The organism is Protofrankia sp. Cas4, from assembly GCF_963555915.1.
GTDB lineage: Bacteria > Actinomycetota > Actinomycetes > Frankiales > Frankiaceae > Protofrankia.
Map to the genome: position 1 here is coordinate 5,416 of NZ_CAUVXL010000229.1, position 17,577 is coordinate 22,992.

Annotated in this window: 12 protein-coding genes; 1 reads left to right on the forward strand and 11 read right to left on the reverse strand. The window is 69.5% G+C overall.

Annotation, left to right across the window (positions count from 1 at the left end; genetic code table 11):
* The 7 genes from U9979_RS20530 to U9979_RS20560 form a co-directional block, all read right to left on the reverse strand.
* Window positions 1-3,269 (reverse strand): CHAT domain-containing protein (locus U9979_RS20530; RefSeq protein ID WP_322780657.1); only part of this gene is annotated, 3,269 nt, incomplete at its 3' end.
* Window positions 3,270-3,311: 42 nt separating this feature from the next.
* Window positions 3,312-4,547, reverse strand: a complete 1,236-nt coding sequence (locus tag U9979_RS20535; RefSeq protein WP_322780658.1) for a hypothetical protein — start codon at window positions 4,545-4,547, stop codon at window positions 3,312-3,314.
* 190 nt (window positions 4,548-4,737) lie between these two features.
* Window positions 4,738-6,369 carry a citramalate synthase gene (gene cimA, locus U9979_RS20540; protein ID WP_322750863.1) on the reverse strand — a complete coding sequence of 544 codons (1,632 nt, stop codon included), beginning with the start codon at window positions 6,367-6,369 and terminating at the stop codon, window positions 4,738-4,740.
* A gap of 270 nt (window positions 6,370-6,639) precedes the next feature.
* Complete coding sequence (locus U9979_RS20545) at window positions 6,640-7,317, reverse strand: Crp/Fnr family transcriptional regulator (RefSeq protein ID WP_322750864.1); 678 nt, start codon at window positions 7,315-7,317, stop codon at window positions 6,640-6,642.
* A gap of 126 nt (window positions 7,318-7,443) precedes the next feature.
* Window positions 7,444-7,830 carry a cyclic nucleotide-binding/CBS domain-containing protein gene (locus U9979_RS20550; protein ID WP_322750865.1) on the reverse strand — a complete coding sequence of 129 codons (387 nt, stop codon included), beginning with the start codon at window positions 7,828-7,830 and terminating at the stop codon, window positions 7,444-7,446.
* Window positions 7,831-7,972: 142 nt separating this feature from the next.
* Window positions 7,973-8,902 carry a branched-chain-amino-acid transaminase gene (ilvE, locus tag U9979_RS20555; RefSeq protein WP_322750866.1) on the reverse strand — a complete coding sequence of 310 codons (930 nt, stop codon included), beginning with the start codon at window positions 8,900-8,902 and terminating at the stop codon, window positions 7,973-7,975.
* A gap of 233 nt (window positions 8,903-9,135) precedes the next feature.
* Entirely contained in the window at window positions 9,136-10,173 is a 1,038-nt protein-coding gene (locus U9979_RS20560; protein WP_322780659.1) for a 3-isopropylmalate dehydrogenase, read from the reverse strand.
* A 324-nt stretch (window positions 10,174-10,497) separates the two neighbouring features.
* Between U9979_RS20560 and U9979_RS20565 the strand changes: the two genes are divergently transcribed.
* Complete coding sequence (locus U9979_RS20565) at window positions 10,498-11,850, forward strand: EAL domain-containing protein (protein WP_322780660.1); 1,353 nt, start codon at window positions 10,498-10,500, stop codon at window positions 11,848-11,850.
* Here the strand turns inward: U9979_RS20565 and leuA are convergent.
* The 4 genes from leuA to ilvC all read right to left on the reverse strand — a co-directional run bounded on the left by leuA (window position 11,837) and on the right by ilvC (window position 17,487).
* Window positions 11,837-13,549 carry a 2-isopropylmalate synthase gene (leuA, locus tag U9979_RS20570; RefSeq protein ID WP_322780661.1) on the reverse strand — a complete coding sequence of 571 codons (1,713 nt, stop codon included), beginning with the start codon at window positions 13,547-13,549 and terminating at the stop codon, window positions 11,837-11,839. The two genes, U9979_RS20565 and leuA, sit on opposite strands and share 14 nt — an antisense overlap.
* A 174-nt stretch (window positions 13,550-13,723) precedes the next feature.
* Entirely contained in the window at window positions 13,724-14,557 is an 834-nt protein-coding gene (locus tag U9979_RS20575; protein WP_322780663.1) for a septum formation family protein, read from the reverse strand.
* Between the two features lie 210 nt (window positions 14,558-14,767).
* Entirely contained in the window at window positions 14,768-16,357 is a 1,590-nt protein-coding gene (gene serA, locus U9979_RS20580) for a phosphoglycerate dehydrogenase (RefSeq protein ID WP_322780662.1), read from the reverse strand.
* Window positions 16,358-16,485: 128 nt separating this feature from the next.
* Window positions 16,486-17,487 (reverse strand): ketol-acid reductoisomerase, encoded by a 1,002-nt coding sequence (gene ilvC / locus U9979_RS20585; protein ID WP_322751299.1) that lies wholly within the window; start codon window positions 17,485-17,487, stop codon window positions 16,486-16,488.
* Window positions 17,488-17,577: the final 90 nt, after the last annotated feature.

Genomic DNA, 17,577 nt, shown 5'->3' on the forward strand with positions numbered 1-17,577 from the left:
CGGGCGGAGGCAACCATGGCGCTGCCGCGATCCCGGGCCGCCGCGGTGCCGCCGGTGTTGAGCAGGGCGGTGAGCTCCCGCTCGACAAGCTCAAGGAACCCCCGACTGTCGGCGGGCACCATCGGCCCGATCTCGCCCAGCAGCGCGGCGACCGACGACTCCCCCGCGAGCATGCCCGTGAAGCGCAGCGCCTGGGCGACGACGTCATCGAAACGCCGCTGGGCGGCAAGGTGGCGGGCCACCTCGACCAGATCCGCGAAGTCGCCGCGCCCCGCCTCAAGCCGGGCCAGCCGCATCCGCTCGGCTCTGCCGTGTCGCTCCATCCGCGTCTCGGGCTCGACGTCAGCCAGCCAGTGGGCGATCCACGGGTGGACGAGCACATCACCGTCGAGGCGCAGCAGCAGCGTCCGGTCCGCGAGCCGCCGGACGGCGGCTGCGACCATCCGGTGTCGGGCCCGGTCGGGCTCGGCCCCCTGCCACGCGAACGCGAGATCGTCGACGGACATCGGGACGCTGGACACCGCCGCCTGCAGGAGAAGTGCACGCTCGTCCGCCGTCACGGTCGCGAGCAGCAGCTCCAGGACGATGTCCCGGCTGCCGAGCAGAAGGGCATCATCCACCGCCTCGCCGAAGGTGCGATCATCAAGCAGGTCGATGCCAAGCCTGTCGGCCAGATCGCCGATCTTCTCGGTAACCTCCAGCAGGTTTGCCGCGCCGTTGCGCAGCAAGGCGTCGACGAACTCCAACAGCCGCGGATGACCGCCGATCGTCCGGGTCAACGTGCGCCGGTCGTCGTCACCCAGCGCCCGCAGGCTCGGTAGCCGCAGCAGCAGGCGACCCAGCTCGGAGCCGCTGAGGGGCCCGACATCCACCCGATGAAACGGGACGGTACGGCTCGGCAGGGGATATCGACACGTCACGAGCAGACGGCCTGCGCCACCCGGACTGCCAGGGCCACCTGCGCCACCGGCCCGAGCCAGGTCTGCGAACACCTCGGCGAAGCCCGGGTCGGCGAAGCGCCGACCGTCCTCGGTGAGGTTCTGCTCGAAGTCGTCGAACAGCAGCAGCAGGCGGTGTTCGCCCAGCAGTTCCCGAATCCGCGCGATCTTGTCCGTATCCTCGTGACGGGAGTCGGTGAGGGCGGTCCGCGCCTCGACCAGCTCCGGGACCGGGATGCCACGCAGCGCCTGCGCGGTCGCGGCGATCAGCGACGGCGGGTTCCACCGGCCGACATGCACCGCCACCGCCCAGCCCTCAGCCCGCAGCCGGGCCATTACCCGCCCGGCAACCGCTGTCTTGCCGATCCCGCCGGGCCCGGTCAGCACCACGCCGGCAACCGCGCCCCAACGCGTGACGGCGACCGTACTTCCCCGCAACACCGCGAGCGCGGTGCGGACCTCCCTGCGGCGCCCGACCAGATCACCCATGGCCAGCTCGCGAACGCTGCCCCCGGCCGGCGCGGCAAACGGGCGGGTCAGCGGGCACGTGTCGGCGGTCGCATCGAGCAACGGCGGATCGCCGGCCGCGGCCAGCAGCGTCGCGGTGGCGTACTCGGGAGGCGCGAGCCGGCCGGTGGCCCGCGCGCTCGCCCGGCGATCGGCGTCCACCTGGCGACGGGCCTCGGCAAGGGCCGCCGCCACCGACACGGCGCGGCCGGAGGCCAGCTCCGTGTAGAAGACCCTGGCCAGGTCGGTTGCGTAACGGTCGGTGACGGTCGTCTGCATGGCCACCACCCGGTCGGCACCGCGGCGGACCAGGGTCTGCGCCAGACCCTCGGTGCCGCCGGCCGCACCCGAGCAGGACGACAGCACGATCAGCGGCAGCGGCCGGGATGCGCCCTTGATCGCGTCCACCAACTCCGCTGCCTGGATCGGGACCGGGTTGCCGTCCTCGTCCTCCAGCTCCACCGAGGATGCCGTGCCGTGCGCGGACAGGTGCAGCACGTGATAGCTGTCCCTGTCACCGGGGTCCCTGGCCTCGGTGTCGCCGTCACCGGGGTTCCGGCCGCCCAGCGCGTCGGAGATCTCCGTCAGGCCGGCGACCTCGAGGATCGTGACCTGCGCGGCCCCGGAACCGGCCACCGGGCGGACCGCGTCGATGATCGCCTGCATCTCCGCCTCGACGTCGAGCGGGGCGTTCTGCGTCCGGGTCTCCTCCGGCGCCGCCACCGCGACGAGGATCTTCAGCGGACCCGGCAGCGGCGCAGTCGCAACCCGGTTCAACCCGGCGACCCGGCGGGTGAGCCGCACCCCGGGCATGGTGGCGAGCAGCCTTCCACCGGCCATCCGCAGCAGCTCGTAGGGCAGGGCGAGCGCCGTGCCCTCGGCCTCCACCACGATGTCCACGACCGCCCCGAACGGCGAGCCGTCGATCAGCTCGGTGATGTGCCGCGAGGTGTCGGCGTCGAACAGCACGTCCCGCAACCGATGACCGGCCTGGGACAGGTGCGCGTCCGCCGCCGCCGCATCCGTGGGCTGTGCCGTCCACACCGTGTCGAGCCCGACCGGCAGGGCCGCGGTGCGCTCCCCCAGCAGCGTGCCGGCGAGCAGCACCCGGGTAGTCAACCAGCCGTCGGCGAGCCGCACCGCAAGGACGAGATCATGGGTGAGCGAACCCAGGCGTGACCCGTCCTGACCGCTTGCGCCTGCCCGCGAACCGGCCTGCGGTGGTGCCCCGGGCAGGACGACGTCACGGGGAGGCAGAACGGGGCGCGTCCCGAGCGGTGGCTCGATCTCGAACGGCTGGCCGGTCAGGACGCGCAGCAGCGTCTCCATCCCGGCACCGGTGTCGGAGATCTCCGCGATCGGGTAGTGGGTCGTCGCGTACGGGCCGAGCCACACCGGGATGTCCTCGACCGAGCGGCCGGGCAGCAGCACCGGCAGGAACTTCGCCATCGCGGCCGGCCGGTCGCGGTACACCTCCTCGCGGATCAACGCCGCCTCGAACTGCACCCCGCGGCCCTCATCCGCGGCGGCTTCGCCCTCGCTACGGCGGCGGTACTGCGGCGACGCGAGGATCAGCACGTAGTCGGCCGCACGGACCTCGGTGAGCATCCACAGCGGCCAGTCCTGCCGGCGTTCGGCCGCCGCCTTGTCGAGCTTCGCGTCGATCTCCCGGGATCTCAGAAAGATCCACAGATCGCGGACGGCGTTCTCGTGTTCGGGCGACTCGTGCGCGTAGGAGAGAAACACCCGCGGCGGACGATCCGTCGCTGCACGCTCATCGTCACCACTGCCGCTGCCCACGCCAGTGCCGGTGTCATCCCCCACGCCATCCCCCTGCTGTCGGCAGACAGGGGGATCATAAGCGCACTAAGTAGTCGCTCTACTCACCAAGGTGGCCGGGTCCAGTTTCCCGGTGACGACTTCCCCGATGACAACGTCATCGGGTACGACGCCACCGGGGACGACGCCACCGGGCACGACGCCCAGCGGCTGGGCTTGCGGGCCATCCACACTCGGGCCGGACGGCTCCGGCGACGCGCTGCCAGCCGGGCTCGGCGTAGAGGTAGCGGTGGGCGTAGAAGTCGGTGTGCCAGTCGGGGTCGGGGTCGGGGTAGCGGCCGGCGTCGGGCTCGGCGCTGGGCTCGGGGTCGGGGTAGCGGCCGGGGCCACGCCCGGGTCCGCTGTGGTCACCGCGCTGGCCAGCACCGCATTGCCCGTGCCTGCATTGTCCGGGCCTGCATCGGCGGCGCCGGAATCGTCCGCGCCCGCATACTCATCAGCCCAGGCGAGCACGGTGCGGACATAGTCATCCGACGGGTTGTACCTGTATACCGCCGCGGTCAGCCGTTCGGGCACGCTGAGGTCACCAGAGCGGCACAGGTAGCCCGCGGCGGCGAGTGTCGCGTCGCCGATGTTGTCCGGGGATGCCGTACCGTCGCCGTCGGCGTCCCGCCCGGCCCACCGCCATGTCGACGGGATGAACTGCATCGGGCCGACCGCCCGGTCGAAGTCGGTGTCGTGGTCGAGCATTCCGTGATCGGTGTCCGCGATCAGCGCAGTGCCGGCGGAGCCGTCGAGACGCGGCCCGAGAATTGTCGGGGTGACCGTCCCGTCCGCGCTGATCTGCCGGCCGGCGGCGTGATTCGACTCGACCCGGCCGATTCCCGCCAGCACCGACCACGGTAGGTTACATCCCGGCCGCTCGAGGTTGATTCGGAGCGCCGCCGTCCGATAGGCGCTCAGCATCCGGCTGGGGATCGCCGCGCTGCTTCCACCCGCCCCGGTGGTCGCGGCCCCGCTCGGACCGGCACCCGGCGCGGGCGTGGGCGTGGTCGGTGCGGACACTGTCTGCGCGGACACGTCGGCTACCGAGGCGGCTGGTCGGGCCGAGTCGGGCAGCACAGTCACCGAGGCGACGAGCCGGTCGGCGTCCGCGCCCCCGGCCACCGCGCCGATGACCGATTCCCCGACGACGGGCAGCCGACGATCTCCTTCTGGCGCCGGCCGCCCGGCAACCGGACCGCGATCATCGTGGTGCGGCCCCGGTGTTGACGGCTGGGGCGCCGCCGTGATGCAGGCGACAAGGAGGATGGCGGCTACCATGCCGGGGATCTTCGGATCAACCAACCGTGGGGCCGGACGCCGACGCACAGAACCTTGCCGCGACACAGGTACCTTCTCCCGAAACGATCACATCATGATCGGACGGGACCCATGCTAATAATTCATGACCTTCAGGATGTTCATCCTCGACGTGTGCCAGAACCTGACATACCGTTACTCATGCCACCGGTCACGCTTCGCGCGCGGCACCATCAGTCTCGACGCCTTCGCGCTCGACGCCTTCGCCCTGGCGGCGCAGACCGTAGGTGACGGCGTCCGCCAGCGCCTCCCAGGACGCGGCAATGATGTTCTCGTCCACGCCGATCGTGTCCCACCGGTCGCGGCCGTCGCTGGTCTCCACCAGTACCCGGGTCACCGCGCCCGTACCGGACCTGCCGTCGAGGATGCGCACCTTGTAGTCGACGAGGTCGAGGTCTGCCAGGCCCGGGTAGCCCTTCTCCAACGCCTCCCGCAACGCCCGGTCAAGGGCGTTGACCGGGCCGTTGCCCTCGGCCGTGGACACGTGCCGCACGCCGCGGGAGACCACTTTGACGGTCGCCTCGCTCACGACCTCCCCGTCGGGCCGCCGCTCGACGATCACGCGCCACGACTCGAGGGTGAAATAGCGCCGCTCGCCTTCGATCTCGTCGCGCAGCAGCAGTTCGAAGGATGCCTCCGCCGCCTCGTAGGCGTAACCGGCGGCTTCCCGCTCCTTGACCAGATCGACGACCCGCCCGAGGGCCTCGCGCTGACCGGACAGGTCCAGCCCCAGTTCCCGGCCCTTGAGTTCGATCGTGGCGCGGCCCGCGAGCTCCGAGACCAGCATCCGCATGTCGTTGCCGACCACGGCCGGATCGATGTGCTGGTACATGTCCGGGTCGACCTTGACCGCGCTCGCGTGCAGCCCGGCCTTGTGCGCGAACGCGCTCGCACCGACATACGCGCGGTGGCTGTAAGGGGCCAGGTTGGTGATCTCGTCGATGGCGTGCGAGACCCGCACCAGCTCGCGCAGTTTCCCGGTGGGCAGCACCGGACGCCCGAACTTGGTCTCCAACCCGGCGACCACGCTGAACAGGTCGGCGTTGCCGCACCGCTCGCCGTAGCCGTTGGCGGTCCCCTGGACGTGAGTGACCCCGGCCTCGACCGCGATGAGAGTGTTCGCGACCGCGCAGGCGGTGTCGTTGTGGCAGTGGATACCCAGGCGCGCACCGGTTGCGTCGCGCACGGCGGCGACAACCTCACCGATCCGGGTCGGCAGCATGCCGCCGTTGGTGTCGCAGAGGACGACGACCTCGGCACCGGCATCGGCGGCAACCCGGACCATCTCCAGGGCGTAATCAGCATCGGCCCGGTGGCCGTCGAAGAAATGCTCGGCGTCGACGAACACCCGCTTACCTTCGGTACGCAGATGCGTCACCGTGTCCCGGATCATCGCCAGGTTCTCGGCGAGCGTGGTGCGCAGGGCCCGCTCGACGTGCCGGCGGTCGGCTTTCGCGACCAGGCAGACGACGTCGGTTCCGGCGTCGCGCAAGGCTGCGACCTGGGGGTCGTCGGCGGCTGTGCGCCCGGCACGGCGGGTGGCGCCGAACGCGGTGAGAGTGGCGTGGTCCAGACGGAGCTCGGTAGCGGCGCGGCGGAAGAACTCGGCGTCCTTGGGGTTCGACCCGGGCCAGCCGCCCTCGATGAAACCCACGCCAATGTCGTCGAGGTGGCGGGCTATGGCGAGCTTGTCGCCGACCGACAGTGACAGGCCCTCCTGCTGGGTCCCATCACGCAGCGTCGTGTCATAGACGTGGAAGGAGCCTGGGTCGTCTGGAAGCACAACGCGCCTCTCACTGGCGGATCTAAAGGGCCAAAGGCGATGCGATCGTGGTTCTTCTCGCATCGCCGGAGGCCGAAGTCCCCGGGTCTCTGGCGGGCCACTGCCCTGGCCACTCTGGGTGTCACGCGTCCGGCGGCATGGGTGAGCAGCCGGTACGCGCGACGAGGGCAGGTTCACCGCCGACCGCCCACTTTACGGCGTCGCCGGCCCTACGGTCAGATTTTTACCCTGCCGAGACCCTGCCGAGACCCTGCCGAGACCCTGCCGACATCAGTCGCCGGCAAAGCGGCGCAGGCGCTCAACCTGGAGGATGGTGATCGTCTGTCCTTCGGCCAGAATCCAGTTCCGCTTCTCGAAGTCCCGCAGGGCCTGGTTGACCGACTGGCGCGAGCCACCGAGCAGGGATGCGATCTCGGTCTGGGTCAGGCCCAGCTCGATCAGCGGACGTCCGGACTCCCGCATCCGCAACAGCAGCAGCTTGGCGACCCGCCGGGGCAGGTCGAGGAAGACCAGGTCTGCGTTTGCCCCGGTCAGGCGGCGGACGTGGGCGACCAGCGCTCGGATGAGCTGCTCGGCGACGGCCGGCCGCTCCCGCACCAGCTCCCACACGGCCGCACGGTCCAGGACCAGCGCCTCGCTGGGCTCCAGCGCCTCGACGCTGGCCGAGCGCGGACCGGCCTCGACGATGTTGAGCTCGCCGAGGGTGTCACCTGGGCCTGCGATGTTGAGAACGTGGTCGCGACCGTCGTCGGCGGTTGTCAGAACCTTCAGCCGCCCGAAGGCCACTACTAGCAACGTGTCAGATGGATCACCTTCAGTAAAGACAACTTGGCCGCGGCGATACCGGCGCACGACAGAGCGTGCGGCCAGGCGCGCCAGAGCCGGCTCGTCCAGTTCCTTCAGCAACGTGGTCGCTCGGAGCAGCGCGACCGCTTCTTCCTCCTGCACACCGAGACCGTAGCGCCAATGTCGGGAATTGTGGGCGACCGCCGCCCCACTTTGGCAGTGATGTGCGCCGGTGGAGCGAAAAAATTGCCGCTAGCACCAGTTGATCAAACTGCCGAACACTGGTAGCTAAACAGTAGAACGCTGGACACTCCAGCAACGCACAACATCTCGCATGGACAGCACTCCGGCCACCTCACCGCCCGCACAGACGATCAGGTGCCGGAATCCGCCACGCAGCATTGCCGCGGCCGCTTCATCCAGGGACCAGTCGGGATCGGCAAACACGACGTCACGGGTGATGTGATCGCCGGCCCGCTCGGCATCGGGGTTCTGGCCCGCCGCCACGGACATCAGAACATCACGTTCGGTGAGAATCCCATATCCCTGGCCATCGACGTCGTGCACAATGGCCGCACCGACCTTCCGGGCGGCCATAAGCCGCGCCGCCTGACGCAGGGTATGCTCAGGCCCGATCATCAGAACCAGAGCGCTCATTCCGTCGCAAACCCGCATCACGGTCTCCCTGGAACTTGTGCACGTGTCAAACGAGAACGTGACAGGAGACGTTAGGCGCAGCGGAGGCTGATGACCAGACCATCGGGTGTTCAGCGTGGCGAGACTCGGGCGCTGGGTGGCAGGTGGCGGGTGGCGGACCTCAGGCGTCGTGGACGCGTTCGTTCCAGATCTTGTAGCGGTCGAGTTCCCCGCGGGTCGCCTGGTGGAACAGCTCCAACAGTTCGCGGGTGATCGGCCCAGGTCGGCCCGTTCCGACCGATCGGTCGTCGATCTCCACGATCGGCACCATCTCGGCCGCGGTCCCGGTGAAGAAGGCCTCGTCCGCCAGATACAGGTCGGTGCGCACGATGTGCTGTTCGCGGACCTCGTAGCCCTGGTCGGCGGCGATCTGCATGATCGACGCCCGGGTGATGCCACCGAGCGGACCATCGCTGAGCGGCGGCGTGATCACCATTCCGCCCGCGACGATGAAGACGTTCTCACCCGATCCATCGGCGATATGTCCGTTGGGGCTGGTCAGAATGGCCTCGTCATAACCGGCCTTGAGCGCCGCGACCTTGGCGAGCGACGAGTTGAGGTACTGCCCGGACGCCTTGGCCGCCGGCGGGATGATGTTGTTGTCATTGCGACGCCAGGTCGAGACGGTGGCCCGGACGCCCTTCTCGCCGGCGTCATCACCCAGATAGGCGCCCCACGGCCAAACCGCGATCATCACCTCGATCGAGGACGGCAGCGGGTTCAGGCCCATCTCGCCATATCCGAGGTAGACCAGCGGCCGGATGTAGCAGGCGTCGATCTCGTTGATCGCGACCGTCTCCTTGATCGCCGCAATCAGTTCCGCCTGGCTGTACTGCGGCTCCATCATGTAAATCTTGGCGCTGCGATACAGCCTCGCGACATGGTCGGTCAGCCGGAACACGGCGCTGCCGTGCGCGGTGGAGTAGGCCCGGATGCCCTCGAAGACGCCCCAGCCATAGTGGAGGGTCGGGTTGAGGACGTGGATGCGGGCATCGTCCCAGTCGACGAACTGACCGCTCATCCAGATCTTTGACGTCGGTGTAATGGCCATGTGTGACTCCAGGCGTGGGCGACGGAACTTAGAGCGACCGGACAAGTGACGATCGTGCCGATCTTCGCCGTGGTCAGGCCCCGTCGGCTGCCGTCGTACCGGATCTACGGCCCTTCCGAGGATAGCGCCCGGACGCTGCTCCGGGGACTTCGGCCTCCGGGCGCGCGATCTGACGATCGTCGCGCGCCCTTTGGCCCGGACGCTGCTCCGGGGACCGCTGCCTCCAGGGGTTCTTACCCGGCGACCCGGGCCGCCAGGTCCTCGCCGACCGCACGGGTGGGCGCCGGGCCCGCGTGACCGGCGGCCCGCCGGGACCGGTCGGCCAGCGCCGCGGCGACCGCGGCCTCGACCCGGGCCGCGTCGTCGACACGGCCCAGGTGTTCCAGCAACATCGCGACGGACATCACGGTGGCCGTCGGGTCCGCGATCCCCTGCCCGGCGATGTCGGGAGCGCTGCCGTGCACCGGTTCGAACATGCTCGGGTGCGCCCCGGACGGGTCGAGGTTGCCGCTGGCCGCCAGCCCGATACCCCCGGTGATCGCAGCGCCGATGTCGGTGAGGATGTCGCCGAACATGTTGTCGGTCACCACGACGTCGAAACGTCCCGGATCGGTGACGAAGAACATCGACGCGGCGTCCACATGCTGGTAGTCGACCGCCACCTCGGCGAACTCGCCGGCGACATCGGCGACCGTACGCAGCCACAGGTCGCCGGCCCTGGTCAGGACGTTGGTCTTGTGGACAAGCGTCAGCCGCCGGCGGGGGCGGGCCTGGGCCCGGCGAAACGCGTCGCGGACAACGCGTTCGACACCGTAACGGGTGTTGATGCTCTCCTCGGTGGCCACCTCGAAGGGTGTGCCACGACGCAGCGTGCCGCCGGCACCCACATACGGGCCCTCGGTTCCCTCCCGCACCACCACCATGTCGATGTCCGGCTCGCCGGCCAGCGGCGTGGTGACACCCGGGTAGAGCCGCACCGGGCGCAGGTTCACATAGTGGTCGAGCTCAAAACGCAACCGCAGGAGCAACCCGCGTTCCAGCACACCGCTGGGCACAGTGGGGTCACCGACGGCCCCGAGCAGGATGGCGTCGTGCTCACGCAGTTCGTCGAGCACCGAATCGGGCAGGGTCTCGCCGGTGGCGTGCCAGCGGCGCGCGCCCAGGTCATAGTCGGTCGTCTCCACCTTGGGCTCGACGACGCGCAGAACGCGCAGCCCCTCCGCGACAACCTCTGGTCCGATGCCGTCCCCGCCGATAACCGCAAGCCTCATGGGCGCGACTGTAAACCGGCACCGTGAACCGGCATCGTCACCCCCCGCCGCCACTGGTCGGGGCCCGCCCGGACCCCACCTCTCCCACCGCTGCTCACCGACCCGGCGGTGACCCCCGACTGCCGAGCAGTGTGCCCCTGAGCAGGGAAGACACTTCGCGACACGCAGGATGACACGTCGGACATAATCATGATCATCACATACAGTCCACCGATCACATGTCACAACCGGTCAGACGACGGTACGTTGCGTGAGTAACGATGATAGGAACCTCACACCGACGAACCGATACAGCATGCGACGACACAAAGGGGTGAACGGCGCATGATCCTCGAAGAAATCCCATCCACGAGCCTCCCCGATACCGACAGTGCGACCGACAGGGCGACCGACAGCACAGGCGGCTGGTCCGACGCGCTGCGCCGGGCCCTGGCCGATCCCGGTCAGCCGCGGGTCGTCTTCCAGCCGATCGTCGACCTCCGTCGCGGTGTCATCGCCGGTTACGAGGCGCTCGCGCGGTTCGGAGCGAGCGCGGCGCCATCGCCCGACCTGTGGTTCGCCGCCGCCGATCGGGCCGGGGTCGCCGCACGGTTCGAGGCCAGGGTTCTCCGGGAGGCGCTCGCGGCGCGCGACCGGCTCCCACCCAACTGCTTTCTCACCGTCAATGTCATGCCGCATCTGCTGACCACCCCGGACGTTGCCGAGGTCTGGCTCAACGCCGACCTGAGCGGGCTGGTCATGGAGCTCAACGAGGCGGTCAGCACCGAGCAGGCACCCGAGATCATCGCCACCACCCAGGCGTTGCGCGCCCGCGGCGGTTTCATCGCCATGGACGACGTCGGGTCCGGCTACGCGGGCCTGCGTCAGCTCGCGCGGATCCGCCCCGAGCTGGTCAAACTCGATCGGGATCTCGTCGCCCGCGCCAACGTCGACCAGGTCAGGCGGACGTTGACCGAGCTCGTCAACGTCTTCGCCAGCCGGCTCGACGCCTGGGTGATCGCCGAGGGAGTCGAAGGTGACGAGGAGCTGGCGATGCTCGTGGGGCTCGGCATCCCGTTCGGACAGGGATGGCATCTCGGCCGGCCGGCGGCGACCTGGCAGCGCCTCGACCCGGCGATATCCCGGCGCATCCGGCTGCTCGCCCAGCGCACTGCGCGCGGCGACGGCGTGGGCAGCCTGCTCGAGCGGGTACCGGTGCCCCGCGTCCCCCGCGTCCCCCACGGGCCTGACCAGCGCCGCACTGTCGCCGCGGCGGCGACCCGCGGTGTTCCAACGGCGGCCACCCGCCGGCTCGACGTGGTGTCCCGGCCCCGAATCGGCGCCGCCGGGGCGGGTGCTGGTGCCGGCAGCTGCAACGACTGGCGCACCGGCACCGCGCTCACCCCGGGTGTCGCGACCAGCATGTACGCCCGGCCCGACGAACATGTCGCCGAGGTGGCCCGCCGCGCGATGAACCGCACGCCGGACCACCGCTTCGACCCGGTTGTCGTCGTCACCGAGATGGGGCGCCCCGTCGGCCTGGTCCGGGTCGAGCGCCTGCTCCTGCGCCTCGCCGAGCTGGCCGGGCCGTATCCGAACCCGCGGACGGCGGCGGGTCTGATTCCGCGGCAACCCACGCAGGCGCCCACGCAGACATCGCAGCCCGGATCCGCAGACGTGCCGTTCAGGGTCCGGTGACGATGCGCCGGACCCGCGCGGCCCGGTTGACCGCGCTCACCACCGCCCGCAGCGAGGCTGTGACGATGTTGGGGTCGATCCCGACGCCCCAGTACACCCTCTCCCCCGCAGCCGCATCCCCGACAGCCACCTCCAGATAGGCGGCGGCGCGGGCGTCGGCACCCGAGCCCAGGGCGTGCTCGTGGTAATCCAGCACCCGAACCCGGATGTCCCGTTCGGCGAGAGCGGTCACGAACGCGTCGATCGGACCGTTGCCGGCACCGCTGATGACCTCTTCACCGCCGTGGATGCGCACCGAAACGTTCACCTCGTCGCGTTCACCGTGCGCCGCGGTGGTCCGGGAACCCAGCAGCTCCAACGGGGCGTCCACGGCGTCACCGGCGTCACCGGCGAGGAAGTACTCGCGTGAGAAGATCTCCCACAGCTGACTGCCGGTGACCTCGCCACCGGCGCCGTCGGTGTGGCGCTGGACGACCTGGGAGAACTCGATCTGCAGCCGGCGCGGCAGGTCCAGCGAATGCTCGGCCTTCAGCAGATAGGCGACGCCACCCTTACCCGACTGGCTGTTCACCCGGATGACAGCCTCGTACGACCGACCCACGTCCATCGGGTCGATGGGCAGGTAGGGCACCTCCCAGCGCCGCTGCCCGGTCCGGTCCATCGCCTCGAAGCCCTTCTTGATGGCGTCCTGATGCGAACCGGAGAATGCGGTGTAGACGAGGTCACCGCCGTAGGGGTGCCGGGGATGCACCGGAATCTGGTTGCAGTACTCGACGCTGCGGCGGATCTCGTCGATGTCACGGAAGTCGATTTCGGGGTCGATTCCCTGGGAGAACAGGTTCAACCCGAGCGTCACCAGGCAGACGTTGCCGGTGCGTTCGCCGTTCCCGAACAGACACCCCTCGATCCGGTCGGCGCCGGCCATGACCCCGAGCTCCGCGGCGGCCACGGCACAGCCACGATCGTTGTGCGGATGCAGGGACAGCACGACCTGGTCCCGGCGGGTCAGGTTGCGCGCCATCCACTCGATCTGGTCGGCGTAGACGTTGGGCGTGGACATCTCGACCGTCGCGGGCAGGTTCAGCACCACCGGCCGGTCCGGCGTCGGCTGCCAGACGTCCATGACCGCCTCGCACACCTCAAGGGCGTACTCCAGCTCTGTTCCGGTGAACGACTCCGGGCTGTACTGCCAGCGGACGTCGCTTGCGCCCAGGAGTTTGTCCGCGTAACGGGCACACCACTGCGCGCCCTGAACGGCGATGTCGGTGACGCCCTCGCGATCGAGCCCGAACACGACGCGCCGTTGCAGCGTCGAGGTCGAGTTGTACAGATGCACCAGGACCCGGGGTGCCCCGATCAGCGACGCGATCGTCCGCTCGATCAGTTCCTCACGGGCCTGGGTCAGTACCTGGATGGTGACGTCAGGGGGGATGTGACCGCCCTCGACCAGCTGACGGATGAAGTCGAAGTCCGTCTGGCTCGCGGCGGGGAAGCCGACCTCGATCTCCTTGTAGCCCATCTGGACCAGCAGCGTGAACATCTGCATCTTGCGCGCGGGCGTCATCGGGTCGATCAGTGCCTGGTTGCCGTCTCGCAGGTCCACGCTGCACCACCGGGGTGCGTGGGTGATCGTGCGGGCGGGCCAGGTGCGGTCGGCCAGATCCACCGGTGGGAACGGCCGGTACTTGTCGATGGGCATGCCCGAAGACTGCTGAGAGGTAGTCACTGCGCTACTGCTCCTGCTTCCGGAAGAAAAGCCTGCGGTGGCCGGCGCACACCGAACTCCGCGGCGAGGAAGCCGACCTGTCTCAGGCCCCGCCGCGGCAGCTAAGAAGCAGACGCGCATACATGGCGCGCTGAGCTTACTCCCTCATCAGGCAGACGTGCCCACGGCTCGTACTGGACCCACCCGCGGCCGCAGATCGTCCGGCCGGATCGTACAGACAAGGCCGTGCGCGCCGGCCAGCCATTCCGCCTCCTCCGGATAGATCGATGCAATCTTCATGTCCGTGGCCATCCCGGTGCTGCCGAGAAGGTTCCGCGCGGCGTCCGGGCAGTTGGTCAGGGTCGCGGTCGCCAGGCCATCCGAACCCGGCCAGGTGGGCCAGACGGGGAATGGGCCGGTGAGATTGATGACCCGGGTGACCTGGTCGACATGCGACTGGTCGCATGACACCCGTATCGGTACGACGGCGCGAGCCGGATCGGGGGTCCAGAGCAGACAGTCGCCCTCGCGCAAAGCGGCCAGCAGGGCCGCGTCAACCCCGAACCGCTGGCCACCACCGGGCGCCGGGCCGGCCGGGCTCGTCGCCGGGCTCGCGTCGGGGCCGTCGACCGTGGCGCGGTCCTGTGCCCGGGCCGGAATACCGGCGGACGGCGCCGGCGCCGGCGCCGAGACCGCCGCCGTGCGTGGGCCACCGTGGCGGAGCAGGAACAGCCCGAGCCCGGCCACCCCGGCCAACAGTGTCACAAGTGCCACAAGCCTGGTGGCCCGGCGGCCACGCGGCGAATACGGCGCCCACATCCAGCGATAGAAGGCACCGGGGACGCCACGATGGGCGGGCTGCACCCGGCAATGGCTCGGCCGGACCTCACCATGTGTAACCGCACGCTCGTCGGCAGACGGCTCGATGAAGCGCGCCCCGCGCACAAAGCTGTCGTCGAGGCGCAACCCCTCGAACGGATCCTGATAACCGTCCCGAGCCATAGCATTCACGGTAAACCCGTGACGCCGGTTTCCACACCACGGCCGCTGAACCCGGGAACAGGTCACCACCCCGGATTGCGACATGCGATCGGACGAACGACTGGCGTCACGACCGAGGTTGTACGTCCGACGGTACGGCCGGGCACCTTACCTTCGGCCCGGGGTCGAACAATAACCGGCCGTCTACTACTCGTCTACTCGTCTACTCGTCTACTCGTCGCCGAGACTGACCGCGCGCGCCGCGGACGCTCCGATGATCTTCGCGATCTCAACCAGGATGTCGTGCGGGACCGCGTCGTCGAGGGAGAGTGACATGAGAGCCTCACCGCCGGCCTTGCGCCGGCTGACCTGCGCGCTCGCGATGTTGATCTGCGCTTCACCCAACAGCGCGCCGACCGCTCCGACCACGCCCGGCCGGTCGGAGTAGCGGAAGAACGCCAGGTGCGCCTGGGGGCGGAGGTCCACCTCGAACTCGTCGATCGCGGTGACCTTCTCGACCTGGCGGGGGCCGGTGAGCGTGCCGCTGACCGACACGGGCGTGCCGTCCGCCAGCACCCCGCGCACCGTCACCAGATTGCGATAGTCAGGGCTGTCCTCGGACGTCTCAAGCTGGACGGCGACCCCCCGCTCCTTGGCCAGGAGCGGCGCGTTGACGTAGGTGACCGGCTCCTCGATGACGTCGGTGAACACCCCCTTGAGGGCGGCGAGCGCCAAGACCGACACGTCGTAGGCGGCGATCTCGCCACGGACCTCGACGGTGATCGCTGCGGCAAGACCACCGGCGATGCCGGTGAACAGCTGCCCGAGCTTCTCGGCGAGCGGCAGTCCGGGGCGCACATCCTCAGCCACCACCCCGCCTGCCTGCACGTTCACCGCGTCCGGCACGAACTCGCCGTTGAGGGCCAGACGCACCGACCGAGCGACCGCGAGGCCGGCCTTGTCCTGAGCCTCCTGGGTGGAGGCCCCCAGGTGCGGAGTGACCACAACGTTGTCGAGGTCGAACAGAGGCGAGGATGTGGTCGGCTCAGTGGCGAACACGTCGATACCTGCGCCGCCGACCCGACCGTCGCGGATGGCGTCGGCCAGCGCCGACTCGTCGATGAGCCCGCCGCGGGCGTCGTTGACAATGATCACACCCGGCTTGACGCGCTCAAGCTCGTCCCTGCCGATGAGACCGAGCGTCTCCGGGGTCTTGGGCAGGTGGATCGTGATGACGTCGCTGATGCGCAGCAACTCGTCGAGCTCGACCAGGCGCACGCCCATCTGAGCGGCGCGGGCCACCGAGACGTAGGGGTCATAGGCGACGATGTGCATGCCGAACGCCGACAGCCGCTGCGCGACCAGCACCCCGATCCGGCCGAGCCCGACCACACCCGCGGTCTTGTCCGCGAGCTCGACCCCGACGTACTTCGACCGCTTCCACTCACCGGCGCGCAGCGCCGCGTTCGCCGCGGGAATCCGGCGGGCCACCGCCACCAACAGCGCAACAGCGTGCTCAGCGGCACTGACGATGTTCGACAGCGGAGCGTTGACGACCATGACCCCGCGGGTCGTCGCGGTCGCGACATCGACGTTGTCCAGCCCGATCCCGGCGCGGGCGACGACCTTGAGCGACCCGGCCGCCGCCAGCACCTCCGCGTCCACCTTGGTCGCGCTTCGCACGATCAGCGCGTCGACGGTGCCTACCGCGTCCAGGAGCGCGGCCCGGTCGGCCCCGTCGACGTGACGAACCTCGAACTCGCTGGACAGCAGCTCCAGCCCGGCTGGTGACAGCTCCTCGGCAACCAGAACGACGGGCACGGTAGGGCTCCTTGAATGCTCCGGGGACTGCGGCCGCCGGCGAGGCGTACCGGCGGGCGCGGTCAGCCTACCGACCGGTGGGGTCCCCGCGCGTGCAGGCCCCACCGGTCGGTGCCGGTCGGTACCGGTCAGTCGGTGGGTGTCGCGATCCAGGACATCAACGGACGGAGCCGGGCGCCCACCTGCTCGATCGGGTGGCCCTTGCCCTCCTCGACAAGCTTGGTGAATTGCGGGCGTCCCGCGTCGTCCTCGGCAATCCACTCACGGGCGAACGTCCCGTCGCGGATTTCACCGAGGATGCGGCGCATTTCATCCTTTACCGCCGGGGTCACCACCCGCGGGCCGCGGGTGACGTCGCCGTATTCGGCCGTGTCGGAAATCGAGTACCGCATCTGGCTGATGCCGCCCTCGTACATGAGGTCGACGATCAGCTTCAGCTCGTGCAGACACTCGAAGTAGGCCACCTCGGGCTGATATCCGGCTTCGACCAGCGTTTCGAAACCAGCCTGCACCAGCGCGCTCGCGCCCCCGCACAGGACCGCCTGCTCGCCGAAGAGGTCGGTCTCGGTCTCCTCGGTGAAGGTCGTGCGCAGCGCGCCGGCGCGGGTGCCGCCGATCGCCTTGGCGTATGCCAGCGCGAGCGGGAGGGCGCTGTGGGACGCGTCAGCCTCCACCGCGACCAGCACCGGAACACCCTTACCCTCGGTGAAGGTCCGCCGGACCAGGTGCCCGGGGCCTTTCGGGGCGACCATGAAAACGTCCACCCCGGCCGGCGGCTCGATCAGGCCGTACCGGATGTTGAAACCATGCCCGAACGCGAGGGCCTTGCCCGGCGAGAGGTTGGGGGCGATGGATTCCGCATAGATCTTGCGGTGGGCCGTGTCGGGCGCGAGCAGCATGATCACATCCGCTTCGGCGGACGCCTGCGCCGGCGTGAGCACCCGCAGGCCCTGCTCGGCAGCCTTCGCCCGGCTGCGGCTGGTCTCAGGCAGACCGACCCGGACGTCGACACCGCTGTCGCGCAGGTTGAGGGCGTGCGCATGGCCCTGGCTGCCGTACCCGATGACGGCGACCTTCCGATTGCTGATGTTGTCGAGCGACGCGTCGGCGTCGTAATAGATCTCGGCCATCGTGGGCAACTCTCTTCTTTCTGTCCGTCGAAAAGGCGGTGAGCTACGCGGTGCGCTCGAGAGCGCGCAGGCTGCGATCGGTGATCGACC